Source organism: Pseudomonas sp. FDAARGOS_380, assembly GCF_002591235.1.
Classification (GTDB): Bacteria; Pseudomonadota; Gammaproteobacteria; order Pseudomonadales; family Pseudomonadaceae; genus Aquipseudomonas; species Aquipseudomonas salmasensis.
Genome location: NZ_CP023969.1, coordinates 3808453 through 3833756, shown reverse-complemented (window position 1 = coordinate 3833756; position 25304 = coordinate 3808453). Strand labels below are relative to the sequence as shown.

Annotated in this window: 25 protein-coding genes and 1 riboswitch; of the genes, 7 read left to right on the top strand and 18 right to left on the bottom strand. The window is 61.5% G+C overall.

Annotation, left to right across the window (positions count from 1 at the left end; translation table 11 throughout):
- Positions 1 to 26: 26 nt before the first annotated feature.
- From CRN80_RS17985 to cobO, 13 genes are all read right to left on the bottom strand, one after another.
- On the bottom strand, positions 27 to 578 hold the full coding sequence (locus CRN80_RS17985; RefSeq protein ID WP_032895915.1) for a glutathione peroxidase: 552 nt from the start codon (positions 576 to 578) through the stop codon (positions 27 to 29).
- Between the two features lie 148 nt (positions 579 to 726).
- On the bottom strand, positions 727 to 1935 hold the full coding sequence (locus CRN80_RS17980; RefSeq protein ID WP_014719382.1) for an MFS transporter: 1209 nt from the start codon (positions 1933 to 1935) through the stop codon (positions 727 to 729).
- A gap of 54 nt (positions 1936 to 1989) precedes the next feature.
- Complete coding sequence (locus tag CRN80_RS17975; RefSeq protein ID WP_098950716.1) at positions 1990 to 2394, bottom strand: MarR family winged helix-turn-helix transcriptional regulator; 405 nt, start codon at positions 2392 to 2394, stop codon at positions 1990 to 1992.
- Between the two features lie 42 nt (positions 2395 to 2436).
- The gene (locus tag CRN80_RS17970) at positions 2437 to 3165 is read right to left on the bottom strand and encodes an adenosylcobinamide-GDP ribazoletransferase (RefSeq protein WP_098952636.1); all 729 of its coding nucleotides are present in this window, start codon (positions 3163 to 3165) and stop codon (positions 2437 to 2439) included.
- 2 nt (positions 3166 to 3167) lie between these two features.
- Positions 3168 to 3743, bottom strand: a complete 576-nt coding sequence (cobC, locus tag CRN80_RS17965) for an alpha-ribazole phosphatase family protein (protein ID WP_098950715.1) — start codon at positions 3741 to 3743, stop codon at positions 3168 to 3170.
- Positions 3740 to 4795: a nicotinate-nucleotide--dimethylbenzimidazole phosphoribosyltransferase gene (gene cobT, locus CRN80_RS17960; RefSeq protein WP_098950714.1), complete on the bottom strand. Its 1056-nt coding sequence runs from the start codon at positions 4793 to 4795 to the stop codon at positions 3740 to 3742. Before cobT ends, cobC begins: the two co-directional genes overlap by 4 nt.
- Entirely contained in the window at positions 4792 to 5313 is a 522-nt protein-coding gene (gene cobU / locus CRN80_RS17955) for a bifunctional adenosylcobinamide kinase/adenosylcobinamide-phosphate guanylyltransferase (RefSeq protein ID WP_044268425.1), read from the bottom strand. Before cobU ends, cobT begins: the two co-directional genes overlap by 4 nt.
- Before the next feature lie 544 nt (positions 5314 to 5857).
- On the bottom strand, positions 5858 to 7309 hold the full coding sequence (locus CRN80_RS17950) for a cobyric acid synthase (RefSeq protein WP_098950713.1): 1452 nt from the start codon (positions 7307 to 7309) through the stop codon (positions 5858 to 5860).
- Positions 7306 to 8295, bottom strand: a complete 990-nt coding sequence (cobD, locus tag CRN80_RS17945) for a threonine-phosphate decarboxylase CobD (RefSeq protein WP_032895906.1) — start codon at positions 8293 to 8295, stop codon at positions 7306 to 7308. The genes CRN80_RS17950 and cobD overlap by 4 nt, the downstream gene beginning before the upstream one ends.
- Positions 8288 to 9196: an adenosylcobinamide-phosphate synthase CbiB gene (gene cbiB, locus CRN80_RS17940; protein WP_098950712.1), complete on the bottom strand. Its 909-nt coding sequence runs from the start codon at positions 9194 to 9196 to the stop codon at positions 8288 to 8290. The genes cobD and cbiB overlap by 8 nt, the downstream gene beginning before the upstream one ends.
- Positions 9193 to 9843 (bottom strand): 5,6-dimethylbenzimidazole synthase, encoded by a 651-nt coding sequence (gene bluB / locus CRN80_RS17935; protein WP_032895904.1) that lies wholly within the window; start codon positions 9841 to 9843, stop codon positions 9193 to 9195. The genes cbiB and bluB overlap by 4 nt, the downstream gene beginning before the upstream one ends.
- Positions 9840 to 11192, bottom strand: a complete 1353-nt coding sequence (locus tag CRN80_RS17930; RefSeq protein ID WP_098950711.1) for a cobyrinate a,c-diamide synthase — start codon at positions 11190 to 11192, stop codon at positions 9840 to 9842. The genes bluB and CRN80_RS17930 overlap by 4 nt, the downstream gene beginning before the upstream one ends.
- Positions 11189 to 11800 carry a cob(I)yrinic acid a,c-diamide adenosyltransferase gene (gene cobO / locus CRN80_RS17925; RefSeq protein WP_005790169.1) on the bottom strand — a complete coding sequence of 204 codons (612 nt, stop codon included), beginning with the start codon at positions 11798 to 11800 and terminating at the stop codon, positions 11189 to 11191. Before cobO ends, CRN80_RS17930 begins: the two co-directional genes overlap by 4 nt.
- Positions 11801 to 11877: 77 nt before the next feature.
- Positions 11878 to 12125: riboswitch (cobalamin riboswitch) on the bottom strand.
- 99 nt (positions 12126 to 12224) lie between these two features.
- On the opposite strand from cobO, the gene CRN80_RS17920 reads away from it, so the two are divergent.
- On the top strand, positions 12225 to 13538 hold the full coding sequence (locus CRN80_RS17920; protein ID WP_098950710.1) for a sorbosone dehydrogenase family protein: 1314 nt from the start codon (positions 12225 to 12227) through the stop codon (positions 13536 to 13538).
- 123 nt (positions 13539 to 13661) lie between these two features.
- On the opposite strand, the gene CRN80_RS17915 is transcribed toward CRN80_RS17920, so the two are convergent.
- The 5 genes from CRN80_RS17915 to CRN80_RS17895 form a co-directional block, all read right to left on the bottom strand.
- Positions 13662 to 14201: a C40 family peptidase gene (locus CRN80_RS17915; RefSeq protein ID WP_003193049.1), complete on the bottom strand. Its 540-nt coding sequence runs from the start codon at positions 14199 to 14201 to the stop codon at positions 13662 to 13664.
- 144 nt (positions 14202 to 14345) lie between these two features.
- The gene (locus CRN80_RS17910; RefSeq protein ID WP_098950709.1) at positions 14346 to 14975 is read right to left on the bottom strand and encodes a C40 family peptidase; all 630 of its coding nucleotides are present in this window, start codon (positions 14973 to 14975) and stop codon (positions 14346 to 14348) included.
- Positions 14976 to 15184: 209 nt separating this feature from the next.
- Positions 15185 to 15889 (bottom strand): DnaA regulatory inactivator Hda, encoded by a 705-nt coding sequence (gene hda / locus CRN80_RS17905; RefSeq protein WP_003193052.1) that lies wholly within the window; start codon positions 15887 to 15889, stop codon positions 15185 to 15187.
- A gap of 203 nt (positions 15890 to 16092) precedes the next feature.
- Positions 16093 to 17166 (bottom strand): AI-2E family transporter, encoded by a 1074-nt coding sequence (locus tag CRN80_RS17900; protein WP_003193054.1) that lies wholly within the window; start codon positions 17164 to 17166, stop codon positions 16093 to 16095.
- A 55-nt stretch (positions 17167 to 17221) separates the two neighbouring features.
- Positions 17222 to 18262: a DUF2066 domain-containing protein gene (locus tag CRN80_RS17895; protein ID WP_098950708.1), complete on the bottom strand. Its 1041-nt coding sequence runs from the start codon at positions 18260 to 18262 to the stop codon at positions 17222 to 17224.
- Positions 18263 to 18603: 341 nt separating this feature from the next.
- On the opposite strand from CRN80_RS17895, the gene purM reads away from it, so the two are divergent.
- From purM to CRN80_RS17860, 6 genes are all read left to right on the top strand, one after another.
- Complete coding sequence (purM, locus tag CRN80_RS17890; RefSeq protein WP_098950707.1) at positions 18604 to 19662, top strand: phosphoribosylformylglycinamidine cyclo-ligase; 1059 nt, start codon at positions 18604 to 18606, stop codon at positions 19660 to 19662.
- On the top strand, positions 19662 to 20312 hold the full coding sequence (purN, locus tag CRN80_RS17885) for a phosphoribosylglycinamide formyltransferase (protein ID WP_098950706.1): 651 nt from the start codon (positions 19662 to 19664) through the stop codon (positions 20310 to 20312). The genes purM and purN overlap by 1 nt, the downstream gene beginning before the upstream one ends.
- 8 nt (positions 20313 to 20320) lie before the next feature.
- Entirely contained in the window at positions 20321 to 21034 is a 714-nt protein-coding gene (locus CRN80_RS17880; RefSeq protein ID WP_032895894.1) for a DUF3108 domain-containing protein, read from the top strand.
- A 759-nt stretch (positions 21035 to 21793) separates the two neighbouring features.
- On the top strand, positions 21794 to 21982 hold the full coding sequence (locus CRN80_RS17870; protein WP_003193064.1) for a hypothetical protein: 189 nt from the start codon (positions 21794 to 21796) through the stop codon (positions 21980 to 21982).
- Between the two features lie 186 nt (positions 21983 to 22168).
- The gene (locus tag CRN80_RS17865) at positions 22169 to 24094 is read left to right on the top strand and encodes an IucA/IucC family siderophore biosynthesis protein (protein WP_098950705.1); all 1926 of its coding nucleotides are present in this window, start codon (positions 22169 to 22171) and stop codon (positions 24092 to 24094) included.
- A complete protein-coding gene (locus CRN80_RS17860) occupies positions 24084 to 25304 on the top strand; it encodes an MFS transporter (protein WP_098950704.1) in 1221 nt (406 codons plus the stop codon). The genes CRN80_RS17865 and CRN80_RS17860 overlap by 11 nt, the downstream gene beginning before the upstream one ends.

Here is a 25304-nt window from a genome sequence, read left to right as displayed (position 1 = left end):
AGGCGGGGCTTTTCAGTGCTCGCCCATCAGGGTTTTGACGCTATGGCCTGCTCCACCGCCTTGATCAGTTCCGGGCTGTCCGGCTTGGTCAGGCTGGAAAAACTGGCCACCACATTGCCTTGGCGATCCACCACATACTTGTAGAAGTTCCACTTCGGCGCCGCGTCGGCCTGCTGCGCAAGCACCTTGAACAGGTGCACCGCATCCGGCCCCTTGACCTTCTGCGGCTCGGTCATGGTGAAGGTCACGCCATAATTCACGTAGCAGACCTTGGCGGTTTCTTCACCCGTCTTGGCTTCCTGCTTGAAGTCATCGGACGGCACGCCGATCACTTCCAGGCCTTCGCCCTTGTAGCGCTGATATAACGCTTCCAGCCCTTTGAACTGCGGGGCAAAGCCGCAGAAGCTCGCCGTGTTGACGATCACCAAAGGTTTGCCAGCGAATTGCTGGCACAAATCGATGGATTCCTTGGCCCGCAGCTTGGGCAGTTGGCCCTCCAGCAACGGTGGGCAACTGGCGGCCATCGCCACGCTACCAATAGCCATCAGGACGGGTACAGCGAGCCAGCGCATCTGCATGTCAAAAGTCCTTGAGTCGGTTCACCCACAACTTAACAGATCGCCATGCCCAGTTGCATCAACGCCAGGCCGCCCTGCTGCCAGCCCCACCAGGCCAGCAGCAACAACACCATCCCCACCGCCAGCAGCATTAGACGCGCTGTCATGCTCATGCCGCCTCCATCTGCGCCTGTATACGTGCCACCGGCCGCTCACGCACCGGCCAATTCAGCGCGGCGGCGAGCAGGCTGAGCAAAATTGCCACCTGCCAGATCAAATCGTAGCTGCCGGTTCGATCATAGACCACCCCGCCCAGCCACCCACCGAGGAACGAGCCAAGCTGGTGGAACAGGAACACAATCCCGCCCAGCATGGAGAGGTTGCGCACACCAAACAGGGTCGCGACGGTGCCGTTGGTCAGTGGCACCGTGGACAACCACAAAAAGCCCATCGCCATGCCGAACAGATACGCTGTGACTTCAGTGACCGGCGCCCACAGGAACAACACAATCACCACCGCCCTTAACAGGTACAAGCCGGTGAGCAGACGCGGCTTGGACATGCGCCCACCGAGCCAACCCGCCGTGTAGGTGCCAAATACGTTGAACAGGCCAATCAAGGCCAGCACCGTGGTGCCCACCGTGGCCGGCAGGTGCTGGTCCACCAGGTAGGCCGGCAAGTGCACACCGATGAACACCACTTGGAAACCGCAGACAAAAAAGCCGAAGGACAGCAGCCAGAAGCCGGAGTGTGAACAGGCCTCTTTGAGCGCCTCCCCCAGGGTTTGCTGGCCCACTGTGACCGCCAGCGGCCGGTCCTTGAGCATGGCGACCAGCGGCAAGATCAGCGCCACCATCAAACCCAGCGCGAGCAACGCTGCCGACCAGCCCAGCCAACCAATCAGACCCAAGGTGCCGGGCACCATGGCGAACTGGCCAAACGAGCCGGCGGCGCTGGCAATGCCCATGGCCATGCTGCGCTTTTCGGGCGCTACGGCGCGGCCGACCACGCCGAGAATCACCGAAAACGAGGTGCCGGACAGGCCAATGCCAATCAGCAAGCCTGCGCTCAATGACAGCGACCAGGCGGAGTCGGACATGCCCATCAGCACCAGGCCGACGGCGTACAACACCCCGCCGACAAACACCGCCTTGGTCGCGCCGAAACGGTCGGCCAAGGCCCCGGTAAATGGCTGCGCCAAGCCCCAGATCAGGTTCTGCAAAGCGATGGCAAAGGCAAAGGTTTCACGCCCCCAACCGAATTCGCTGCTCATCGGCGCCAGGAACAGGCCAAAGCCATGCCGTACGCCCAAGGACAACGCCAGGATCAGCGCACTCCCTAAAAGGACCCAACCACTGGTGCGCCACATCGAGGTCATTTCTTATTCTCCGTTCGCGGGTATATACCCGCTTGTAGTCGAACAAACCGCCGTTCAGGCGAGTTCATCCAGCAAGGCCAACAACATTTCGCGCTTTTCAGCACCCAGCTTATCAATCAGTTTCTGTTGCGCTGCTTCCCATGCCGGCAACGCAGCGGCTAGCCGTTCATGGCCGGCGTCAGTCAGCACCACCAGGCGGTTGCGCAAATCGTCACCCTCCACCAACTGCACCAGCCCCTCACCTTCCAGGACGCGCAGGTTGCGCCCCAGGGTGCTGCGATCCAGGCCCATGGCGTCCGCCAGGCTGGAAATGCTCGGCTGGTCGAGACGCTGCAGGTTGCACAAGAGAGAATACTGGGCAACGTTGATCCCGAAGCCATCGAGGGCGCCGTCGTAATACCTGCTGACGCCACGGGCGGCACGTCGCAGGTTGGTGCATAAACATTGGGAGGCAAGCATAGAGCGTGTATATACCCGGAGTTAACCAATTGCAAGAAAGCGTTACAACGCCAGCCCGACCAACACCGCGACTTCAAGCAGCTCCAGCAGTGCACCAGCGGTGTCGCCCGTGGTGCCGCCCAGACGCTTGACCATCAACTGGCGCAGCCACACGAAACACAATGCCGCCAGCAACACCGCGATGCCGCCGTTGAAGCCGCCGATCAGGATACAGGCCAACCCGCTGAGGATCAGCACCTGTTGGCCGACAATTCGCGGCAGATGGTCTGACAGTGCCTGGCCCAATCCGCCCGCCCGCACATAGCGCGTGGTGAGAAACAGCGCCAGCATCGAGGCGCGTCCGATCAGGGGCGCCAAGATCAAGGCGGCGCCATTGTGTTGTTCGATCAACGCCACCAAGGCGCTGAACTTTAGCAGCAGCACCAAGCCCAGGGTGACCACCGCAATCGGGCCGCTGCGCGGGTCTTTCATGATGCTGAGGGTGCGCTCGCGGTCGCCAAAGCCACCCAGCCAGGCGTCGGCGCTGTCAGCCAGGCCGTCCAGGTGCAAGCCACCGCTGAGCAACACCCAGGCCGTGAGCAGCAACGCGGCGTGCAATAGCAACGGGGCGCCCTGCAACACCTGGTTGAGGGCCCATAACAGCACGCCGAACAGCAACCCAACCAGCGGATAAAACAACAACGAACGGCCCAGTTCTTGAGGCTGCGGCATGCCCGGCAAGCGAATGGGCAGGCTGCTGAGAAATTGCAGGGCGATCCAGAACGGCAGCATCATCAGCGCCCTTCCTTCAGCACGCCATCGGCCTCTACCTGCAGGCCGAACAGGGCACCGTGACCCACTTCGACATTCAGCAGTTGCTCACGGGGCAACCCTCGCGCCTGGGCTAGCAGCAGGCGCATTACACCGCCATGACTGATCAACAGCACGCGTTGGCCAGCATAGGCCTGATGCAGCCGCGTGACAGCGCCAAGCACCCGCTCTGAAAACCGAATGACCGGCTCGCCTTGCGGCGGCGTGAATTCATAGGGGTTGGCCCAGAACAAGCCCAGCCCTTGGGCATCGGTGTCCATCAACGCGGCCGCACTCTGCCCTTCCCAGGCGCCGAAGTGCAGCTCTTGCAAATCAGCCTCCAGACTCACCGGCACATCGAGCTGTGCCCCCAATTCCCGGGCGAACAGAGCGCAGCGTTGCAGTGGTGAGCTGATCAGCCGATCCCACGGCCCCTGCCCCACCACTGCGTCGCGCATCTGCTGCCAGCCCTTGGCGGTCAGCGCATCGTCCAGGCTGCCACGCAGGCCACCGCCCAGTTCGGTTTCGCCGTGGCGCAGCAGGTCCAGGCGCAAGGTCATGCGGGGCGGTCCGCCACGGCGGCTTCGGCGAAGGTTGCCATCTGCCCGTGCAGCGCACACGCCAGGCGCAACAAGGGCACCGCCAACGCGGCGCCGCTGCCTTCGCCCAGGCGCAGGCCCAGTTCCAGCAACGGCTGCGCCTCGAGGCTGTGCAGCACATGGCGATGGCCTGGCTCTGCGCCCCGATGGCCGAACACCAGCCATTCGCGGCACGCCGGGTTCAAGCGCACCGCTACCAGCGCGGCCACGCTGCAGATGAACCCATCCACCAGCACCACGATGCCTTCCTGGGCGCAGGCCAGGTAAGCACCGACCAGCGCGGCTATTTCAAACCCGCCGAGATTGAACAGGGTTTGCAATGCATCACCGCGCTGGCCGGCATGCAACGACAAGGCGCGCTCAATGACCGCGGCCTTGTGGCTGACCCCTGCAGCATTCAAACCGGTGCCTGGGCCTGTGAGGTCAGTGACCTGGCAATCCAGCAATGCGCAGGCCAGGGCGCTGGCGGCAGTGGTGTTGCCGATGCCCATCTCACCGCCGATAAAGAGCTGCGTGCCGCTTTCCAGGGCGCGGCGTGCGCTGTCTCGTCCAGCTTGAAAGGCCAACTGCCCTTGGGCTTGGGTCATCGCCGGGCCATGGACGAAATTGGCCGTGCCCGCGCCGATATTCAGGTGACGAACGCCGGGCAAATCCAAGGACGGCGTGACGGTGCCGAGGTCGACCACTTCCAATTGCGCTTGCAGTTGCCGCGCCAGCACGCTGATTGCCGCACCACCGGTGACGAAGTTTTGCAGCATCTGGCCAGTGACCGCCTGGGGAAACGCCGACACACCTTCAGCGACCACACCGTGATCGCCGGCAAAAATCGCGATCCACAGGTGATCTACCGAGGGTTTGGCCTGGCCCTGCAAACCTGCCAGCTGCACCGCCAGCGCTTCCAACTGGCCGAGGGAGCCAGCGGGTTTGGTCAACTGCTGCTGACGCGCCAGCGCCTGTTCGTGGGCCGTGGCATCAATGGTCTTGCAGGGGTTGAGCCACCAGGAATCGGTCATAACGCAGTACCTTTCAAAGTCAGGGGCAGGCCGGCAACCGTCAGTACAACGCGCTGACAGTGCTCGGCCAAGGCTTGATGCAGCCAACCGGCTTCATCCACATAACGGCGAGTCAATTCGCCCAGCGGCACGACACCCAGGCCGGTTTCGTTGCTGACAAAAATGATTTCCCCCGGCAGCGAGGCCAGGGTTTGCAGCAGGTGATCGCGCTCGGATGCAAGGCGGGCCGGGTCTTCGAGCATCAGAAGATTGGTGAGCCACAAGGTCAGGCAATCCACCAGCAGGCAGCGATCAGTGGCGGCGTTTTCGCGCAGTACGCGCGCGAGGTCGATGGGTTCTTCAACCAGGCCCCAATGGTCGGGGCGGCGCTGGCGGTGCAGTGCGACGCGCTCGTTCATCTCACCGTCGAGGGGTTGGCTGGTGGCGATGTAAATGACGGCAAGCCCGCTCTGTGCGGCAAGCTTTTCGGCCAGGCGGCTCTTGCCCGAACGGGCGCCGCCGAGGATCAATTGATACATGCAAAGGTCTCTGACGAACAGTGTGGGAGTGGGTTTGCTCGCCAATAGGGTGTGTCAGTGAATGCATCTATGGCTGGCCCACCGCATTCGCGAGCCAGCGTGCTCCCGCGCCGGCCTGACAGCCGACCGGGATGTTGGATTAGACCGCGTGCATATCCGTTATGTAGGTAACGGCTACCTAGGGTTCCGCCCTGACGGCGGCTCACTTTTGAAAAGCGCAAAAGTAAGCAAAACGCTCTTGCCGCACCACTCGGCACCTCGCCTAGGCTCGGTGTGCCCGTAATCCGCCAGTGATTTGGGGGGCCGCCGCCACGCGCCATCCATGGCGCGGGGCGGCTAAACCGGCATCCCTGCCGGTTTACCCCCCAAATCCCTGTCGAATTCCGGCCAGCGTGGTTTAACGGGGCGCCTGAGATCAAAAGCAGATCAAGATCAAGAGCGGCTCGCTTCGCATCGTGGTTACCGTTGAGCGCTGCAGAGGTGTGTAGATAGCTATGGCTATCGTAGGCGTGCCAGCTGCCACAATTGGGTCGTGTGAACACCTTCAGATTCCACATAGCTTGCGCAACAACTCGGTGTCCAGGTGGTGCTCCACCAAGTCCGCCAAGCGCTCGATATCGCGCTCGCGCAGGCCGTGATAATCCACCTCTTGCACGTCCTGCAACCCGGCCCAACGCAGCAACGCGCTGCACGCTGCCGGGGTTTCGAATAAGCCGTGCAGGTAGGTGCCTAGAATTTGCCCATCGGGGCTCTGCGCGCCATCGCTGCGGCCATCGTCCAGCAGCACGGCAGCGCTTGCCAAGGCAGCGCCGCAGGTTACCCCCGCATGGATCTCGTAACCGCTGACGTCGGCATCTTCCAACACAAGGCGCCCACGCACGTTGCGCAACTGCTTCTCTTGTTCCAGGGTGGTGCTGAACGCCAGTAACCCGAGGCCGTCGCTGGAGCCCGCAAGCCCTTCCAGGCCCAACGGGTCATGGACTTGCTCGCCGAGCATCTGCAAGCCGCCGCAGATCCCCAGCACCTTGCCGCCATAACGCAGGTGCCGCGCCACGGCGGTGTCCCAGCCGTTGGCACGCAGGTAGGCCAGGTCACTGCGCACGCTTTTCGAGCCCGGCAGGATGATCAGGTCAGCAGCCGGTATCGACTGGCCTGGCCCGACGAACTGCAAATCCACCTGGGGATGCAAGCGCAGCGGGTCGAAGTCGGTATGGTTGCTGATGCGCGGCAGCACCGGCACCACTACCTTGAGCACTTGGGCGGCCTTGTCGATCTGGCGTTGGTCGATGCCGTCTTCCGCCTCCAGGTGCAGGTCCATCACGTAGGGCAGCACGCCGATCACCGGTTTGCCGGTGCGCGCTTCGAGCCAATCCAGCCCGGGTTGCAGCAACGCGATATCACCGCGAAAACGGTTGATGATGAAGCCCTTGACCCGCGCCTGCTCACTGGGTGACAGCAGTTCCAGGGTGCCGACCAGATGGGCGAACACGCCGCCGCGATTGATGTCTGCGATCAACAGCACCGGGCAGTCCACCGCCTCGGCGAAGCCCATGTTGGCGATGTCATTGGCGCGCAGGTTGATCTCGGCCGGTGAGCCCGCGCCTTCGACCATCACCACCGGGTAGGCCTGGCTCAAACGCGCGTGGGAAGCCAGCACGGCTTGCATCGCAATGGCTTTGTAGTCGTGGTACGCCACGGCATTCATGCTGGTAACGGCACGGCCATGGATGATCACCTGGGAACCGGTGTCGCTGTTGGGTTTGAGCAACACCGGGTTCATGTCGGTGTGGGGCGCCAGGTTGGCAGCCTGGGCCTGCACCGCCTGGGCGCGGCCGATCTCGCCGCCTTCGGCGGTCACTGCGCTGTTGAGCGCCATGTTCTGCGGCTTGAACGGTGCCACCGCGACGCCCTGGCGTACCAGCCAGCGACACAGCGCAGTCACCAGGGTGCTTTTACCGGCGTCGGAGGTGGTGCCCTGCACCATCAACGTGCTCATGTGGCGTCCTTGTAGGCGGCCAGGGCTTCGTCAAGGCGCAGCCAGTCGGCGTCGGTGTCGGGCAGGCCGAAGCGCACGCTGCTGTTGTGCACAAACAGGCGCAGCAGGATGCCGCGCTGGGCCATGAATTCGTACAGCCGTTCAGCGTGGGGGGTAATCAACCACTGGAACAATGCGCAGCCGCCGTGGGGTTGAAGGCCGCGGCGCTCAAGCAACTCGAACAGACGCTGGCCGGCTTCGATGCAACGACTGCGCTGGCGCGCATGCCCGGCGGTATCGCGCAGGCACACTTGGCCCAGCACCCGCGTCGGCCCGCTGACGGCCCAGGGCCCGACTTGTTCGGCCAACAGCTTGAGCAACTTGCGCTCGGCCAGCACGAAGCCCAGGCGCACACCGGCCAGGCCGAAAAACTTGCCGAATGAGCGCAGCACGATCAAGCCGACCTGGTCGGCATGCCTGGCCAGGCTCAAGTCCGGGGTTACGTCAATGAACGCCTCGTCCACCACCAGCCAGCCACCGCGTTGGGCCAGCCGCGCATGCCAGTCCAGCAGGCGCTGTGGGCTCAAGCTCAATCCCGTGGGGTTGTTGGGGTTGACCACTACCAGCACGTCGAGGCTGTCGAGAAAGAAGTCGACTTCCTGCTCCTGCACTTCACGCACCACATAACCGGCGCGGCGCCAGGCTTCGGCGTGCTCGGCGTAACAGGGCGACAGCACGCCGACCTTGCCGGAACGACGCAGGCGCGGCAGCAGTTGGATCGCTGCCTGGGAGCCCGGCACCGGCAGCAACGGGCCGGCGCCGTAATACTCGCTGGCAGCCTTTTCCAAACCGTCATCGGTTTCCGGCAAACGCGCCCAGGCACGCAAGGGAATCTCGGGAATCGGCCACGGCCAGGGCGCCAGGCCGCTGGACAGGTCGAGCCAATCCGCTTCGGCAATGCCGTACTCAATCGCGGCCTTACGCAGCCGACCACCATGTTCAAGCATAGATTTGCGCCCCCACGCACAGGACCAGCAGCCACAACCATACGCCGCGCTGCACCAGTTGCCAGCCGCGATCAATGGAGTCGGCGTCGGCCGGCGGGCCTTCGCCCAATGGCGGGCGCTGATGCACCTCGCCGTGATAAATCGCCGCGCCGCCGAGTTCCACACCCAAGGCGCCGGCCCCTGCCGCCATCACCGGGCCGGCGTTGGGGCTGTCCCAGGTCGGGCCCTGGGTGCGCCAGCATTTGAGCGCCAGGCGGGTTTTACCCAATAGCGCGTAGGTTAAGGCCACCAAACGCGCAGGAATATAGTTGAGCACATCATCGATTCTGGCGGCTGCCCAGCCGAAACGCTCAAAGCGCTCATTGCGATAGCCCCACATGGCGTCCAGGGTGTTGCTGAGGCGATAGAGGACCACGCCTGGCACACCGGCCACCACGAACCAGAACAACGCAGCGAATACCGCATCGCTGCCGTTCTCCAGCACCGATTCGGTGGCCGCGCGGGCGACTTCAGTGTGGTCCAGTTCGCTGGTCTGGCGGCTGACCAGGTAACTCACACGCGTGCGCGCTTCATCCAGGTCATCACGGCGCAGGGCGTGCGTCACTGGGGTGACGTGCTCACCCAGGCTGCGCATGCCCAGGGCGCAGTACAACGCCATAATCTCCAGCAGCCAGCCAATATAGGGCGCCCACGACAACGCGGTGGCCAGCAGGGTCAGCGGCACCACGGCGATAAACCACGCGGTCACGCCATGGCTGCGCCAGCCACGCCCACCGCTATTGAAACGTTGCTCGATGCGCCCGGCGAAATTGCCAAACGCCACCAGCGGATGCCAGCGCCTGGGCTCACCCAGCAGCGCATCCAGCGCCACCGCAGCCACACACAGCAAGGCCACACTCATTGACTCACTCCCCAGGTGTTTTCATACAGCATGTCACTTAGCGGTCGCGGCTCGGCCCAGCCTTCTAGCTGCAACATCGGTGCCGGGTAAAACTCGGCCACTGGCCCCAGGCACAACACTGCCAGCGGTTTTGCGCCGGGCGGCAAGCCCAGCAGCTCGGCCAGGGCCTGGGGGTCGAACAGCGAAACCCAGCCCATGCCCAACCCTTCCACGCGCGCCGCCAGCCACAGGTTCTGGATCGCGCAAGAGAGCGAGGCCATGTCCATTTCCGGCAAGGTGCGGCGCCCGAAGATGTGGCGCTCGCGGTCGTCCATCAAAGCGGCGACCAATACCTCGGCGCAGTCGTTGATGCCTTCGACCTTGAGCTTCATGAACGCATCGGAGCGCTCGCCCAACGCTTCGGCAGTGCGCACGCGCTCTTCTTCCACCAACTGTTGAATCTGGCTGCGCAACGGGCGGTCGCTGATGCGGATAAAACGCCACGGCTGCATCAGGCCGACGCTGGGCGCCTGGTGCGCGGCGTGGAGCAGGCGTTGCAGCAGTTCAGGCGCGACACTGCCGCCGCTGAAGTGGCGCATGTCGCGGCGTTCGGCGATGGCGCGGTAGACGGCTTCGCGGTCGGCTTGGGGGAATGCGTTGTCAGTCATGGCCTCTTCGCGAGCAAGCCCGCTCCCACATTTGAAATGCATTCCCCTGTGGGAGCGGGCGCAAACAACGCGGCCACCGCGCCAGGATTCGACGGAAAATAAAAGTGTACGTAGGAGGCGGTCAATCGACCTTGGCGATAGACCGCTTCAGCCCCGCGCCCGCCGTTAGGGCTCAGGCCACGGGCAATCGGCGCCCATTCGGTGCTGGTCAGCGAATGATGATAGGTATGCCCACGCAAGGTCCCCTCCGGCAGCTCAACGCTTTGCAGCGCCAGGGCCGCGAGTTTCTTCTGCATCACTGCATCGCCTTGCAACAAGCCAACCAGTTCGGCGCGTGTACCCTCCACATCGGTCAAGGAGTCGAGCAGATAGAGCATGCCACCGCATTCGGCGAGCAGCGGTTTGCCAGCGCTGTGATGAGCACGAATGGCGCCTAGCATCGCGGTATTGGCCGACAATGCCCGGTGGTGCAGTTCTGGATACCCGCCGGGCAGATAGAGGCTGTCAGCCTCAGGCAGTTGGCGATCATGGATCGGTGAGAAGAACTTCAGCTCGGCGCCCATTGCCCGCAACAGATCCAGGCTGGCGCCGTAGGTAAAGGCAAAGGCTTCGTCACGGGCCACGGCAATACGCACACCGGCCAGCAAAGGTTCGGCTTCGATCACCTCGGGCGCGGCAAAGGTCACCGGCGGCGGCAGGGCCACTTCGCAACTGCTGCCCAACGCCTGGGCGGCGGCGTCCAGGCGTACATCAAGGTCGTTCAGTTCGCTGGCTTGCACCAGGCCCAGATGACGGCTGGGCAGTTCGATGCCGGTCTCGCGGGACAACGCGCCATACCAACGCAAGCCCTCGGTGAGGCTGCCTTCGAGCAATTGCGCATGGCGCAACGTGCCGACGCGGTTGGCCAGCACGCCGGCGAACGGCAGGTCGGGTTGATAGCGCGCCAGCCCCAGGGCCAAAGCGCCGAACGTCTGGGCCATGGCGGTGCCATCGATCACGCCCAGCACCGGTACACCGAAGTGCCGCGCCAGATCAGCGCTGGAGGGCGTGCCGTCGAACAGGCCCATCACGCCTTCGATGAGGATCAGGTCAGCCTCCCCCGCCGCTTCCCAGAGCAGACGGCGACTTTCCTGCTCGCCCACCATCCACATGTCCAACTGGTACACCGGCGCGCCACTGGCACGTTCGTGGATCATCGGGTCGAGAAAGTCCGGCCCGCATTTGAACACGCGCACCTTGCGCCCCAGGTTGCGGTGCAAACGGGCGAGCGCGGCGGTGACGGTGGTTTTGCCCTGGCCGGACGCCGGAGCGGCGATCAATACGGCCGGGCAATGACGGGGCTGATTCAAAGTTCGACGCCTTTCTGTGCCTTGATACCGGCCTGGAACGCGTGCTTGAGCATGCCCATTTCGGTGACGGTGTCGCCCATTTCGATCAGCTCAGGCTTGGCGCCACGGCCAGTGACCACCACATGCTGCATGGGCGGGCGGGCTTGCAGGTCGCTGAGTACCTGGTCCAGGTCAAGGTAACCGTGCTTGAGGGCGATGTTCAGTTCGTCCAGCACCACCAAGCCGATGGAGGGGTCATTCAACATGGCCCGAGATACCGCCCAAGCCGCTTCGGCGGCGGCGATATCGCGCTGGCGGTCCTGGGTTTCCCAGGTGAAGCCTTCGCCCATCACATGAAAGCGCACCTGCTCGGGGAAGCGGCGGAAGAACAATTCTTCGCCGGTGCTGTTACGCCCCTTGATGAACTGCACCACACCGCATTGCATGCCATGGCCCATGGCCCGGGCAAGCATGCCGAACGCCGAACTGCTCTTGCCTTTGCCGTTGCCGGTCAGCACCAGCAGCAGGCCGCACTCGTTGGGGGAATTGGCGATGCGCTCGTCAATCACGGCTTTTTTGCGCAGCATGCGCGCCAGGTGGCGTTCGTCGCGGTCGGGGGAATCAGTCATGGCAGCTCTCCGTTGGGGCTGGACAAAAACGGCGGGCAGGAAAAAGAAAAACAGACAGCCAAGCATCGCCCACCGTGATGCTGTTGGATGATCCAGGCCGGTCTCCGGGCTCATGAGTGGCGCTTTTGATAGCTAGCAGCCGAGGGTGCGCCTTCCCATATCGCGTGCGATACAGTGGCAAACAGCACCGTCTTGACTCATTTACCGTTGCGGGGGCAGCGCCGGAATCGCGGCAGCACTGTGTACAAGTGCGCTCACTCACCGGCTTCCCTGTTTCACTCCGTCGACGCGTACGCCACAGAGCACCTGGAACAAGCCGCGAAGGTTAGTGGGTTGGGGGGGGAGCGTCAATTAAAGCTGGCCTTGTACTTGAACCATCCGCCGTTCGTGCTTCTCTACCCCTACAGGTATCAAGGAGAAAACCATGCCTAAAACCCGACTCGCCCTACTGATCATGTTCGCCGGTAGCCTCGCTGCGTGCGGCGAAAGCTCGACCCTGCAGGTCGCCGACGGCACCGGGCCCTCGCCCCGGCTGCCGGAGCCGAACAAGACGCTGATCCCCACCGTCAATATCGCCCCGGCCATCGGCTGGCCCGAAGGCGCCAAGCCCGTCGCCGCCGCCGGCACCCAGGTGGCCGCGTTTGCCGAAGGCCTGGATCACCCGCGCTGGCTCTACGTATTGCCCAACGGCGATGTACTGGTGGCCGAGACCAATGCACCGCCCAAGCCGGACGATACCAAAGGCCTACGCGGCTGGGTGATGGAAAAAGTCATGGACCGCGCTGGCGCCGGCGTGCCGAGCCCGAACCGCATTACCTTGCTGCGCGATGCCGACCATGATGGCGTGGCAGAAACTCGCACGGTGTTCCTGGAAAACCTCAATTCGCCGTTTGGCATGACCCTGGTGGGTAACAACCTGTATGTGGCCGATTCGGATAAGTTGCTGCGCTTCGCCTATCAGCCGGGTGAAACCGCGATCACCTCCCCCGGCACCAAGGTGGTGGATTTACCCGGTGGCCCTTTGAACCACCACTGGACCAAAAACGTAGTGGCCAGCCAGGACGGCAGCAAGCTGTACGTGAGCGTCGGCTCCAACAGCAACGTCGGCGAAAACGGCCTGGAAGCCGAACAGGGTCGCGCCGCCATTTGGGAAGTCGACCGCGCCAGCGGCCAGCACCGGATTTTTGCTTCTGGCCTGCGCAACCCCAACGGTATGGCATGGGAGCCGCAGAGCGGCAAGCTGTGGACGGCGGTCAACGAGCGCGATGAGATTGGCAGTGACCTGGTGCCGGATTACATCACCTCGGTCAAGGATGGCGGTTTCTACGGCTGGCCGTTCAGCTATTACGGCCAGCATGTGGACGTACGTGTCACCCCGCAGAACCTGGACATGGTCGCCAAGGCCATCGCTCCCGACTACGCGGTAGGCCCTCATACTGCGTCGCTGGGGCTGACCTTCGCCGAGGGCAGCAAACTCCCCGCCCCCTTCGTAAACGGGGCATTTATCGGCCAGCATGGTTCCTGGAACCGCAAACCGCACAGTGGCTACAAGGTGATTTTCGTGCCGTTCGAAGGGGGCCAGCCGAAAGGGCAACCGGTGGATGTGCTGACGGGGTTTCTTGATAGCGATGAGAAAGCCATGGGCCGGCCGGTTGGCGTGGTGATTGATCAGCAGGGGGATTTGCTGGTGGCCGATGATGTGGGCAATAAGGTTTGGCGGGTGTCGGCTGTTAAGTAAATCGCCACACACCAATGTGGGAGCGGGCTTGCCCGCGATTACGGTGGCCCAGCCAAATAATCCGTTGATTGACACACTGCATTCGCGGGCAAGCCCGCTCCCACATTTTGGAGTTTTACTGATTCAGGGATTACGCGCCAGGTTCCCCGGCAGTACCCGTTTGGCACTCAGGTAGGCATTCTGCCAATACGCTTTGGATAGCGTATCCAGCTTCACCGTACCGCCGGTTTGCGGCGCGTGTACGAAGCGCCCCTCCCCCACATAAATGCCCGCATGGCTGACCCGCGAACCACCACCGGTGGCGAAGAACAGCAAGTCGCCGGTTTGCAGGTTTTGTTCGCTGACGTCCTGGGCACGCATCACGATCAATTCACGGGTGGTGCGCGGCAATGAGATGCCGGCAGCGTCGCGGAATACAAAGCCGATCAGGCCGCTGCAATCAAAACCCGAGTCCGGTGTGTTGCCACCCCAGCGATAAGGCGTGCCGACCAGGCCTAGCGCACGAAAGAGCACGTCTTCGGCAGCCGGCGAGAAATTCTGGGTGGCATAGTTGAACACCGGCTTAGGCTTGACCGCGACGGGCGCGGGCGGCGGTGTGCGACTGGCGCAGGCGCTGAGCAGCGCGGCGCAAACAATAAGCATCAGGCGGGCCGAGGTCGACATGTGCAGAACAATCCTGGTCTGGATGCGGCTTTCGCTGCCGAACGTTGAAAACCAGAACGCGCAAGCAAAGCTCGCGCGAACGGATGACAACAATGTCCAGGGATTCTAGCGCTTACACGTCAAACTTCAAGTATCACTTTAACTTTACTTACTAGCGGTAACCGTCGTCGGGGCCATGGCGAGTGCGCGCTTGGCTTCGATGAAGGTTTTGCTCCAGTAACTGTCACCCAGGTTATCGACCCGAACACCACCACTGCGGCGGCTGCTGGAGTGAATAAACTGGTTATCGCCCAGGTAGATACCGGCGTGGCTGACACGACCGCGGCCACTGGTACTAAAGAAAAGCAGATCACCGGGCTTGAGGTTGTTTCGTGCGACCAACGGTGCATTCACGTTGATCATCTCGCGCGTGGAGCGCGGCAGGTTCATACCGGCTTCTTCACGAAACAGATAGCCAATGAACCCGCTGCAATCAAAACCGGCTTCCGAGGTGCCGCCAAAACGGTAACGGGTACCGATCAAGGACATGCCGCGCTCAAGGATGCTGTCGGCCAGAAGTGGCAGCTGGTAAGGCTTGCTGTCGGAGAACTCGGCGAGTTCTTTTTCGGTTGCCACCTCTTCTTCATAAACAGAAGCAGACTGTGCAGCAACGAACTTTGCCTGATTTTGAACCTGTGATTTTTGCTGTTCTGCCACCTGCTGAGGGTGGGAGGCGCAACCAAACAACAGGGTAACGAGTGCGAGAGGCACGAGGGGTGCGAAGCGATTTAGCATGGGCACGACCGTGGCTGATGTGTAAAGAAGCCGAGACTATGCCCTCTATCACATCGATTTGCAAATTCAATCGTGATCTATGTGACTTCCCGTTTCGACCATGACATCTAAGCCGTGATTCCATTTTTTGCTTCAGTTGCGTAGCCCTTAAGGCTCAAACGCAGGTTTTCTGACGCCTTGAAAATGCCGACATATGGAAAATCAAGGCCTTACCAACCCAAGGTCTCTTTCAGAAAAGGGATCGTCAATTTTCTTTGCGCCTGCAAAGAAGCCTGGTCGAGCTGTTCAAGCAAATCGAACAGCGCACTCATGCTGCGGGTACCACGGGTAAGAATAAAGTGCCCGACTTCGTCGGTCAGGTGCAGGCCACGGCGGGAAGCACGCAGTTGCAGCGCACGCAGCTTGTCCTCGTCGGACAACGGGCGCATCTGGAAGATCAGCGCCAAGGTCAGGCGCGACTTGAGGTCGGCCAGCTTCACCGGCAGCTCGCGAGGCGAGGTAGAGGCCGCAATCAGCAGGCGTCGGCCGCTGTCACGCAGGCGGTTGAACAGATGAAACAACGCCTCTTCCCACTCCGCCTTGCCGGCCACTGCCTGCAAGTCGTCGAGACACACCAGTTCGTATTGCTCAAGGTTATCGAAGATGCCGATGCCGCGGTCCATCAACTCTGCCAGGGGCAGGTACACCGCCGGTTCGCCCATCTGTTCGAACCGCAGGCACGCGGCCTGCAGCAGGTGGGTGCGCCCCACGCCATGCTTGCCCCACAGATAGATCAGGCTTTCAGTCCACCCGGCGTCGGCTTCGCAGAGCCGCTCGACATAGCCGAGTGCAGCGGCATTGGCGCCTGGGTAGTAGTTGATAAAGGTAGCGTCATCACGCAGACGCACACCTAGGGGCAGCTGAATCGGTTTCATGCTGACTGAACGGCTCCCATCGAACCGTTAGTGGCCTCTGTGTAAAGTTTGCAAAGTTTATACCCGTGACGCCGGGCGCACAATGCAGCAGACCACAAGCAAAATCAAAGGTTTGCGTTAACTCGCAGGTTTACGCAAATTGTTTGACGCACCCGGCGCCAGAAATAACAAACCCGGCCAAGGCCGGGTTTGTGACATTGCGATTACAACTCGGGCTCATCCACCCCTGTGTAAACGTCCGAATCCTTGTACAGGTCGTGCACATGGCGCACCAGCACCATGATCACCGCCGCCACCGGCAGCGCCAACAGGATGCCGGTAAAGCCGAACAGCTCGCCACCCGCCAGGATCGCAAAGATTACTGCCACCGGGTGCAGGCCGATTCGATCGCCCACCAGCAGTGGCGTCAGCACCATGCCTTCCAAGGCCTGGCCCACCATGAACACTGCGACAATCCCCAGCATCGGGTACAGGTCGCCGCCGAACTGGAACAGCCCGGCCACCAGCGCCGCACCGATGCCGATCACAAAGCCCATGTAGGGCACGATGGCCGCGAGGCCCGCAATCAAGCCGATCAACAGCCCCAGCTCCAGGCCGATCGCCATCAGACCGGCAGCGTAAATCACGCCCAGGGCCAGCATCACCAGCAACTGCCCGCGCACGAACGCACCCAGCACCTCATGACACTCCGCCGCCAGGGAAACCACGCGTTCTTCACGATCACGGGGCAGCAGGCTGCGGATCTTGGCCATCATGATGTCCCAGTCTCGCAGCAGGTAGAACGCCACCACCGGGATCAGCACCAGGTTGGTCAACCAGCCGATCAGCGCCAGGCTGGAAGCGGTCGCTTGGCTGAGCACCACCGTAACAATGTCGGTGGTCTTGTCCATATGTTCGCTGATGGCCGCCTTGACCTTGTCGAACTTCCAGAAGCCATCTGCCAGCCCGAACTTGGACTGGGCCCACGGCATTGCCGTGTGCTGCAACCAGTCGAGCATCTGCGGCGCCAGTTCATAAAGGCGAAACAGCTGCTTGGCCAACATCGGCACCAATATCAACACCAGCGCCGTGATGATCAACGTGAACAGCGCAAACACCGTGATCACGCCCCAGGTGCGCGACATGCCGACTTTTTCCAGGCGATCCACCACCGGATCGAACAGGTAGGCGAGCAGTAGCGCCACCAGGAACGGCGTCAGGATCGAATGCAGCAAGAACACAAAAACGCACAGCAGGACAATCCCGCCAAGCCACACCCAACGACGCGTATCCGCCATATACCACTCCATCTGTTATCTACGCCCTTCTTCTATATAGAAGGAGGAACACCGTTTACCAACGAAAACGCAGTTGCGCCTGAGGCTCAGGTGCAGCAGCCGGTTGCGTGCCATCGACCACGACTGGCTGGGCCGGGGCTTCGCCAGCAGGAATTTCCTGCAGCTTGGCCAAGCTCAATTGGGTGCGCAGTTGTTCAGCGCTGCCATTGACGCGATACACGATCCGGTTGCCATCCACTAACTGCGGCTGGCCGCCAAAGGGCTCCAGCAAGCGGCCCAGGGCAGCGTAGCGCTCCAGGTTCATGCCTTGTACTTCAAGCAGTTGCTCAGTGCTCACGCCCGGCTTGACCGCAAAGCGTGGCGCCAGCTTTTGGCTGACCGCCAGCAATACCGCATCGGCGAGCGCGGCAGTGTCAGCGCCTTGGGCGGTGCCCTCCTCAGCCTTGTCGCCCAGCCACAGGCGCCATTTGGCCTGCCATTGACTGCCTTCCTGACGCGCATGCACCGCCAGCAACGCATCGGCACCGTAGCGCTCGGACGCTGCACGCAAAGGCGTGGCGTCTGGGCTTTCAAGATTCGGCGCGGTGGCGACTACCTGTTCATCCAGGTCTCCCAGCGGCAAGCGCAGCGGCAGACCCCGGTGTTGCGCGGCCCGGCGCAGGGCCTGGGCAACGGCCTGTCCATCGCCGACCAGGCTGCTGCCTTCGGTTGAATCGTTCAACCACCAACCCAGGATCGACGGCCGGTTGCTGCCCCAGATCGACAGGCCCGCATCACGCAAGGCGCGGTCGGTGCTGACCGGGTCGAAGTCCACTTGCAAGCTTTCCGGCGGGCCGGCGTCGTAGCCGTACTGGCTGATGATTTGTTGCGGGTCTTTGCGGATAGCCGCCAGGCCCGGGCCATCGGCGGCCTTGGCGTCGCCGGTCAGGCGGATCACCAGGGTCTGCACGGCACGCTGTGTGGCCTGGTCGCGCTCTTGGGGCGACTGGCTGCTGACCGGTTCGAGCACTTGATAGAGGCCATTGAGGGTTTCGGCATGACTCGCCAGGCTGACCAACGACAAACAGCCCACAAAGAAGAATTTACACAGACGCATGGAAGATTCCCGAACGACAAATTTAGCGGTTGGAACAGACCGCGTGATCTCGGTTTGGCAAGGCTGTGACACAGCGACCGGTAAAACATTCACAGGGTCCCGGTAAGTTTTCATACTGTCATAACGCTAGCGAGCTCAAGGCTATACCTTAATACGCACGATTACCGGCCCGATTTGCATTTTTTTGAGCTCATATGCCCTGCCCGTCGGCCCGAGGATGGCCGCTGCCCCTCAAGCCTGATAAAATCGCGCGCCTTCGCAGACCGTCAACGGCAGGGCCCTTTCCAAAAGCCCCCGCCCGCCCGGTCGTTACCCAGAAATCCCCCCTAAAGGCCTGGATCATGAGCAAGCAACCCTCCCTGAGCTACAAGGACGCCGGTGTAGACATCGACGCCGGTGAAGCATTGGTCGAACGCATCAAGAGCGTCGCCAAGCGCACTGCGCGCCCTGAAGTCATGGGTGGCCTGGGCGGTTTTGGCGCCCTCTGCGAAATCCCGGCCGGCTACAAGCAGCCTGTACTGGTGTCCGGCACCGACGGCGTGGGCACCAAGCTGCGCCTGGCCCTGAACCTGAACAAACACGACAGCATCGGCATCGACCTGGTCGCCATGTGCGTCAACGACCTGGTGGTGTGCGGCGCCGAGCCGCTGTTCTTCCTCGACTACTACGCCACCGGCAAGCTCAATGTCGAGACCGCTACCCAGGTTGTGACCGGCATCGGCGCTGGCTGCGAACTGTCGGGTTGCTCCCTGGTGGGCGGTGAAACCGCTGAAATGCCAGGCATGTACGAATGCGAAGACTACGACCTGGCCGGCTTCTGCGTGGGTGTGGTGGAAAAAGCCGAGATCATCGACGGCTCCAAAGTAGCCGCTGGTGACGCCCTGCTCGCCTTGCCATCGTCCGGCCCGCACTCCAACGGTTACTCGCTGATCCGCAAGATCATCGAAGTGTCCGGCGCCGACATCGAGAACATCCAGCTCGACGGCAAGCCACTGACCGACCTGCTGATGGCGCCGACCCGCATCTACGTCAAGCCATTGCTCAAGCTGATCAAGGACACCGGTGCCGTCAAGGCCATGGCCCACATCACCGGTGGCGGCCTGCTGGACAACATCCCGCGCGTCCTGCCAAAAGGCGCCCAGGCGATTGTCGACGTAGCCAGCTGGCAGCGCCCGGCAGTCTTCGATTGGCTGCAAGAGAAAGGCAACGTCAACGAAACCGAAATGCACCGCGTGCTGAACTGCGGCGTGGGCATGGTGATCTGCGTTGCGCAGGAACACGTTGAAACCGCGCTGAACGTGCTGCGTGAAGCCGGCGAGCAACCATGGGTCATTGGCCAGATCGCCACTGCTGCCGAAGGCGCAGCCCAGGTTGAACTGAAGAACCTCAAGGCTCACTGATGCCCCAGACCTGTGATGTCGTGGTGCTGCTTTCCGGCACCGGCAGTAACTTGCAGGCCCTGATCGACAGCACGCGCACCGACGACAGCCCGGTGCGCATCGCTGCGGTGATTTCCAACCGCAGCGACGCCTACGGTCTGCAACGCGCCCGTGACGCGGGTATCGACACCCGCGCCCTGGATCACAAGGCGTTCGACGGTCGCGAGGCCTTCGACAGCGCCTTGATCGAACTGATCGACGCCTTCAACCCCAAACTTGTGGTCCTTGCCGGCTTCATGCGCATCCTCAGCGCAGATTTCGTCCGGCACTACGAGGGGCGCCTGCTCAATATCCACCCTTCCCTGCTGCCCAAGTACAAAGGCATGCACACCCACCAACGCGCCCTCGACGCCGGCGACAGTGAGCATGGCTGCAGCGTGCACTTTGTGACCGAGGAACTCGATGGCGGGCCTCTGGTCGTACAGGCAGTGGTTCCGGTAGAGTCAGGCGACTCGGCGCAGACGCTTGCGCAACGGGTTCATACCCAGGAACACAGGATTTACCCGCTGGCTGTTCGCTGGTTTGCCGAAGGACGGTTGATTCTTGGCGACCAGGGTGCATTATTGGACGGCCAGTTACTCGCGGCCAGCGGCCACTTGATTCGAACCTAGGAGATTTTATGCGTCGCGCCCTGCTTTTCGCTTTTGCGCTGTTCGCTTTGCCTGCCGTACAAGCGGCAGACCTTCACCCCTTCTCCGTCAGCTACACCGCCGACTGGAAACAACTGCCCATGAGCGGTTCGGCTGAACGCAGCCTGGCCAAGAATGGCGACGGTACCTGGACCTTGAATTTCAAGGCCTCGATGATGATTGCCAGCCTGACCGAAACCAGTGTGATCCTGTTCGACAAGGACACTCTGCAACCCAAGAGCTACAGCTTCGAACGCGGCGGCCTGGGCAAGGCGAAGAAGATCAACCTGGACTTCGACCAGAGCGCCAAGAAAGTCACCGGCTTTGAAAACAAAGACCCGGTCAATGTCACTCTCGAAAGCGGCATGCTCGACAAGTCCACCTACCAACTCGCCCTGCAGCGTGATGTGGCTGCGGGCAAAAAGAGCATGAGCTACCGCGTGGTTGAGGGTACCGATACCGATACCTACGATTTCCGCGTGATCGGCTCGGAAAAGGTCCAGACCAAGGTCGGTTCGATCGACGCGATCAAGGTCGAGCGCGTGCGCGACCCGTCGCAGAGCAAGCGCATCACCCAGATGTGGTTTGCCAAGAACCAGGGCGGCATCCTGGTTGCCCTGCGTCAGGTTGAGACCGATGGCAAGGAATACAACATCATGCTGCAGGATGGCACCGTTGACGGTAAGGCCGTCAAAGGCAGCTGATTGCTGATGCACCGGAAAAGAGCCTCGCTGAATGCGGGGCTTTTTTTTGCCTGCAATTTTAGGCGCGGCCAGTATCGCTATCGCAGCATAGGTATCTACACAACTTTTGGGCTGTAGCAGCAGACGGTAACCACGATGCGGAGCGAGTCGCTCTTGATCTTGCTCTGCTTGTGATCTTGATCTCAGGCGCCCCGTTAAACCACGCTGGCCGAACGCAGGCTTGAATTCGTGGGTAACCCGGCAGGACGCCGGGTTAGCCGCCCCGCGCCAGGGATGGCGCGTGGCGGCGGCCCACGGATTCAAGCCTGCGTTCGGGCACACCGAGCCTAAGCGAGGTGCCGAGTGGTGGGGCAAGAGCGTTTTGCTTACTTTTGCGCTTTTCAAAAGTGAGCCGCTGTCAGAGCGGAACCCTAAGTGGCCGTTACCTAAATAACGGATATGTACCCGGTCCAACTGTGTTGACTGTTAGGCCGTCTTCGCAGGCAAGCCAGCTCCCACAGTGGAATGCATTTCAAGGTGGGAGCTGGCTTGCCTGCGATGGCGGTGCCGAGGTCAACCTGGCCGCCCGGAACATGAAACTTTTGTCATAAAGCCTCTGCCATGGCGACGTAATGCCTCGGTTTACGCGGCCTCCAGCATTGTTGCGCTTCCTGCAATGAATTATTGCGCGCAAAATCAGTTTACTTAGCAAGCTAACAAATCATATAACAGAGGCCTGCGACGACTTGCCGCAGATCAACCAGAGATTGGAGCAAGCAGATGACTGTAAAAGTAACTGAACGCGACGATGAACATATGTCCCATGAAGCCGTAGGCCACGGGATTCACATCTGGGATGTCCATCAGCAAGACGTATTGGTCGGCATGTTTCACAACGAGAGCGACGCCCATAATTATAAAAACGAGCTCGAAACTCTCGAACTGCAACGCCAGGCAAAAAGCTCCTGAAGCTCTGAAATCATGGTGACGCCCGGCCCACGCAGCCGGGCCGTCTACAAGAAACCGCGCCTTTGGAGCGCGGTTTTTTTGTCAATAATCGCCAAAAATTAATGTAACAAAAACACACACAAATAATGATTCTCGATATCATTCGTTCGCTTTTCATTCAGGCTCACGAATCAGGGAATCAATTTGATGCATGGAAACAGCAGCAAGCCGGAAAACGCGTTACTGAAACGCTGGAGCGAAGCACTTGCCACCGCGCAATTTCAGGCCAGCCACATCAGCCTCCAAGCCCTGATCAAAACGCTGGCACCCGCCGCCGAACGTAGCTTCCAACGCCTGATCCAAGCTTTGTTTCGTGAAAGCCTGCTGGACCCCAGCACCCTCATTTATGACGAACATGGGCATTGCTCACTGACACTGCCTTGCCAGGCCCGACTGCGTTTCGAACATTTGCGTCCTGGCCGCATGGCAAGCTGGGACCTGCGCGGCGAAGTCATCCTGTTGCGCCAAGGCCAGCCCGAACAGAAAATCCAGTTCCCCTCACAGTTGTTGACGTTGCTTAACGCCAGCCTTGATTCGCCTGCCGACCGGGAAGTGCTCAACCGCCTCAACGTTGAGATCGACGACAGCTTCATCAACGACACCTTGTGCCTGGCCTTCCATGAGCAATGGACGCTCAAGCTGCAGGCGTCCATGGGCCCGGAGCACCAAGACAACCTGCTGAGTCATCTCAAAAACAGCCCGAGCGTTATCAACCCGACTTCCGTGCTTGAACAGTGGGGAACATTGGGTCACCCATGGCACCCCAACTACAAGACCAAGCTGGGCCTGAATACCGAGCAAGTCATCGACTATTCGCCAGAGTTCGAAGCACGCTTCCCGGTGCTGCTGTGTGCGCTACATCGCCAATTTGCCCATGTCGAAAAGTTGGCCGGTACCGCCGATTATTGGCAGTGGTGGAGCGAGCACTTCCCGCAAGCGGCACAGCAACTGACCGCAGTCCTGCAAGCACAGGGTATTGAGGCAGGCGATTATCTGCCATTGCCCGCCCACCCTTGGCAGGCACGCCAGGAGCTGCCCCAACTGTTCGCCAACGAAATCGGTGACAAGCTGCTGGTGCTGACCGATATCGTCGCGTTTACCGCCCACCCCACCATGTCATTCAGGACCGTGTTGCCTGAAGGCGGTTGCGATGCGCCGATGGTCAAACTGCCAGTGTCATTGCGCCTGACCAGCGTACAGCGCACTGTCTCCCCACGTTCAGCGCGCATGGGCCCACGGATCAGCCATCTGCTGCTGAGCATCCTGGGACGCGAACCGGTCATTCAACAACGCCTGAACATCGTTCCCGAACGGATCGGTGTGCATTTCCAGCCACAACCGGCCAATGACGAGCACTCCCGCCACTTGGCAGTGCTCTATCGCGACAATCCCCAGAGCCAGCTCCAGCCAGGGGAAATGGCCGTGCCAGTGGGCAGCCTGTTTGCCATTGATCAACACGGCCAGCCACTGCTACGCCAGTGGGTGCGCCTGAGCCAAGGCAAGGATGACGCGGCGGCCATGCTCGCGTTCTTCCATGACTACGCAGCGATCACCGTGCCAGCACTGCTGGGCATGTACTTGCGTTATGGCATCGCTTTTGAGGCCCATCAACAGAACTCGTTCATGGTGATGGCCGCAGACGGACAATTGAGCCGCCTGCTGCTGCGCGACTTCGGCGATATCCGAATCGACCGCAAGACCTTGCACGCCCACGGACTGGACATTGAACTGCACGACCCGAAGATGACGCTGTACGACGACGCCGGTTTCGTACGGGACAAACTCCTGCACACCGTATTCATGTGCCATCTGGGCGAACTCATCCTGCTTGCCGCGCGCCACTTCGACATCCCCCAGGCGCTGCTCTGGGATGAACTGTCGGCACAGGTCAGCCAGTGTTTTGACGACCTACGCGCGCAGGTTGATCCGCAGCGCTGGGCCACCGAGCGTGAAGCACTGCTGGAGCAGGCGTGGCCGGCCAAGTCGTTCATGCGCATGCGCCTGCTGGAGAGTCATGCCGATATCGTCGGGCGTCTGCCTAACCCGTTGAGCGCGGCCGCCAATGCCGACTAAGAACACAGCGCTGCGGCTGCTGGTGGTGATTCAGTTGGTGTCGATGGGAGCGATGGAAATGAGCGGCCCGTTCTGGCCGCTGCAAATCCAGAAGCTGCTGGGCGTTGCCAATGCCCAGTACACAGGCCTGCTGTCTTCGCTGGTGTATGCAGGGCCAATGATGGCGGCGATGATCCTCACGCCTATGTGGGGAAGACTCGGCGACCGCACCGGCCATAAGCTCATGATTATCCGTGCGTTACTGGCATTGGCGGTATGCCAGGCGCTGGCTGCGATTACGCCTGATCCATGGTGGCTGGTGGTCATCCGCGTGGTACAAGGCGCATTGGCTGGTTTCATCGCCGCTGCCCAAGCCTACGCGCTGGCCTGCTGCGGTGACGGCGGACGGGGGCATATTCTTGCCCGGCTGCAATCAGCCACCGCCGTAGGTTCCCTGGCCGGGCCGGTGTTGGGCGGCTGGCTGATGGACATATCCGGTTTCGCATTGCTGTGCTACAGCGCCACCGCCGTCTGCCTGTTGTGCGCGATAATCAGCGCGTTTTTACCCAGCGACTCACCACGATCGAGACCTGCCCGAACGTCCCAGCCTGCCGCACTCCCCAAAGGCTGGCTTGGCGCGATGCTGGGGATCATCGTATTGATCCAGGCAGCCAGGATGATGCCGCAACCGTTTTACGCCTTATATGTCGCCCAGGTTTTGCACGCGCCCGCGTGGCTGATCGGCGCCAGCTATGGCGCCAGCGCCTTGACCCTGGCACTGTCCGCGCCGTTGTGGGGCCGCCTGTTCGATCGGCATCAGCCAGCCCATACGCTGCGCATCATCGAGTGGGTCACGTGGGCCTGCGCCTTCACGCTGGCCTGCACGGCACTGGCCAGTGAATGGTCGGGTTTTATCGCCAGCCGGCTGCTGTGGGGCGTGTGGCAGGGTGCGTTGTTGCCCGTGGCCTACACACTGATCGCCACTACCGTAGCGCACAACCAGCAGGGTTTTGCCCTGGGCATGGGCAACAGCGCCGCCAAAGCCGGTGCGCTGTGCGGCGCCTTGTTGGGCGGTATCGGCATGGGGTGGGTGGGCCTGGCGCACAGCTTCTGGCTGGTCGCACTGACCTATGCCCTGGCCGCCGCGAGTATCCGAGTCATCCGTGCATTTGCGCGAGCGCCTGAGACATCCGATTTTTCTGTCAATACTTCTAATAACTCTGAGACATGA

Excerpts from the sequence above, each read along its gene's own strand:
- cobD (WP_032895906.1), bottom strand. The coding sequence starts at position 8,295 with ATGCTTGAACATGGTGGTCGGCTGCGTAAGGCCGCGATTGAGTACGGC.
- CRN80_RS17865 (WP_098950705.1), top strand. The coding sequence starts at position 22,169 with ATGCATGGAAACAGCAGCAAGCCGGAAAACGCGTTACTGAAACGCTGG.
- cbiB (WP_098950712.1), bottom strand. The coding sequence starts at position 9,196 with ATGAGTGTGGCCTTGCTGTGTGTGGCTGCGGTGGCGCTGGATGCGCTG.
- cobO (WP_005790169.1), bottom strand. The coding sequence starts at position 11,800 with ATGACTGATTCCCCCGACCGCGACGAACGCCACCTGGCGCGCATGCTG.
- cobU (WP_044268425.1), bottom strand. The coding sequence starts at position 5,313 with ATGTATCAATTGATCCTCGGCGGCGCCCGTTCGGGCAAGAGCCGCCTG.
- purN (WP_098950706.1), top strand. The coding sequence starts at position 19,662 with ATGCCCCAGACCTGTGATGTCGTGGTGCTGCTTTCCGGCACCGGCAGT.
- CRN80_RS17970 (WP_098952636.1), bottom strand. The coding sequence starts at position 3,165 with ATGCTGCCGTTCTGGATCGCCCTGCAATTTCTCAGCAGCCTGCCCATT.
- CRN80_RS17920 (WP_098950710.1), top strand. The coding sequence starts at position 12,225 with ATGCCTAAAACCCGACTCGCCCTACTGATCATGTTCGCCGGTAGCCTC.
- CRN80_RS17900 (WP_003193054.1), bottom strand. The coding sequence starts at position 17,166 with ATGGCGGATACGCGTCGTTGGGTGTGGCTTGGCGGGATTGTCCTGCTG.
- CRN80_RS17950 (WP_098950713.1), bottom strand. The coding sequence starts at position 7,309 with ATGAGCACGTTGATGGTGCAGGGCACCACCTCCGACGCCGGTAAAAGC.
- CRN80_RS17980 (WP_014719382.1), bottom strand. The coding sequence starts at position 1,935 with ATGACCTCGATGTGGCGCACCAGTGGTTGGGTCCTTTTAGGGAGTGCG.
- bluB (WP_032895904.1), bottom strand. The coding sequence starts at position 9,843 with ATGACTGACAACGCATTCCCCCAAGCCGACCGCGAAGCCGTCTACCGC.
- CRN80_RS17985 (WP_032895915.1), bottom strand. The coding sequence starts at position 578 with ATGCAGATGCGCTGGCTCGCTGTACCCGTCCTGATGGCTATTGGTAGC.
- CRN80_RS17870 (WP_003193064.1), top strand. The coding sequence starts at position 21,794 with ATGACTGTAAAAGTAACTGAACGCGACGATGAACATATGTCCCATGAA.
- CRN80_RS17975 (WP_098950716.1), bottom strand. The coding sequence starts at position 2,394 with ATGCTTGCCTCCCAATGTTTATGCACCAACCTGCGACGTGCCGCCCGT.
- cobT (WP_098950714.1), bottom strand. The coding sequence starts at position 4,795 with ATGACCGATTCCTGGTGGCTCAACCCCTGCAAGACCATTGATGCCACG.
- CRN80_RS17910 (WP_098950709.1), bottom strand. The coding sequence starts at position 14,975 with ATGCTAAATCGCTTCGCACCCCTCGTGCCTCTCGCACTCGTTACCCTG.
- CRN80_RS17895 (WP_098950708.1), bottom strand. The coding sequence starts at position 18,262 with ATGCGTCTGTGTAAATTCTTCTTTGTGGGCTGTTTGTCGTTGGTCAGC.
- CRN80_RS17915 (WP_003193049.1), bottom strand. The coding sequence starts at position 14,201 with ATGTCGACCTCGGCCCGCCTGATGCTTATTGTTTGCGCCGCGCTGCTC.
- hda (WP_003193052.1), bottom strand. The coding sequence starts at position 15,889 with ATGAAACCGATTCAGCTGCCCCTAGGTGTGCGTCTGCGTGATGACGCT.
- cobC (WP_098950715.1), bottom strand. The coding sequence starts at position 3,743 with ATGACCTTGCGCCTGGACCTGCTGCGCCACGGCGAAACCGAACTGGGC.
- purM (WP_098950707.1), top strand. The coding sequence starts at position 18,604 with ATGAGCAAGCAACCCTCCCTGAGCTACAAGGACGCCGGTGTAGACATC.
- CRN80_RS17880 (WP_032895894.1), top strand. The coding sequence starts at position 20,321 with ATGCGTCGCGCCCTGCTTTTCGCTTTTGCGCTGTTCGCTTTGCCTGCC.
- CRN80_RS17860 (WP_098950704.1), top strand. The coding sequence starts at position 24,084 with ATGCCGACTAAGAACACAGCGCTGCGGCTGCTGGTGGTGATTCAGTTG.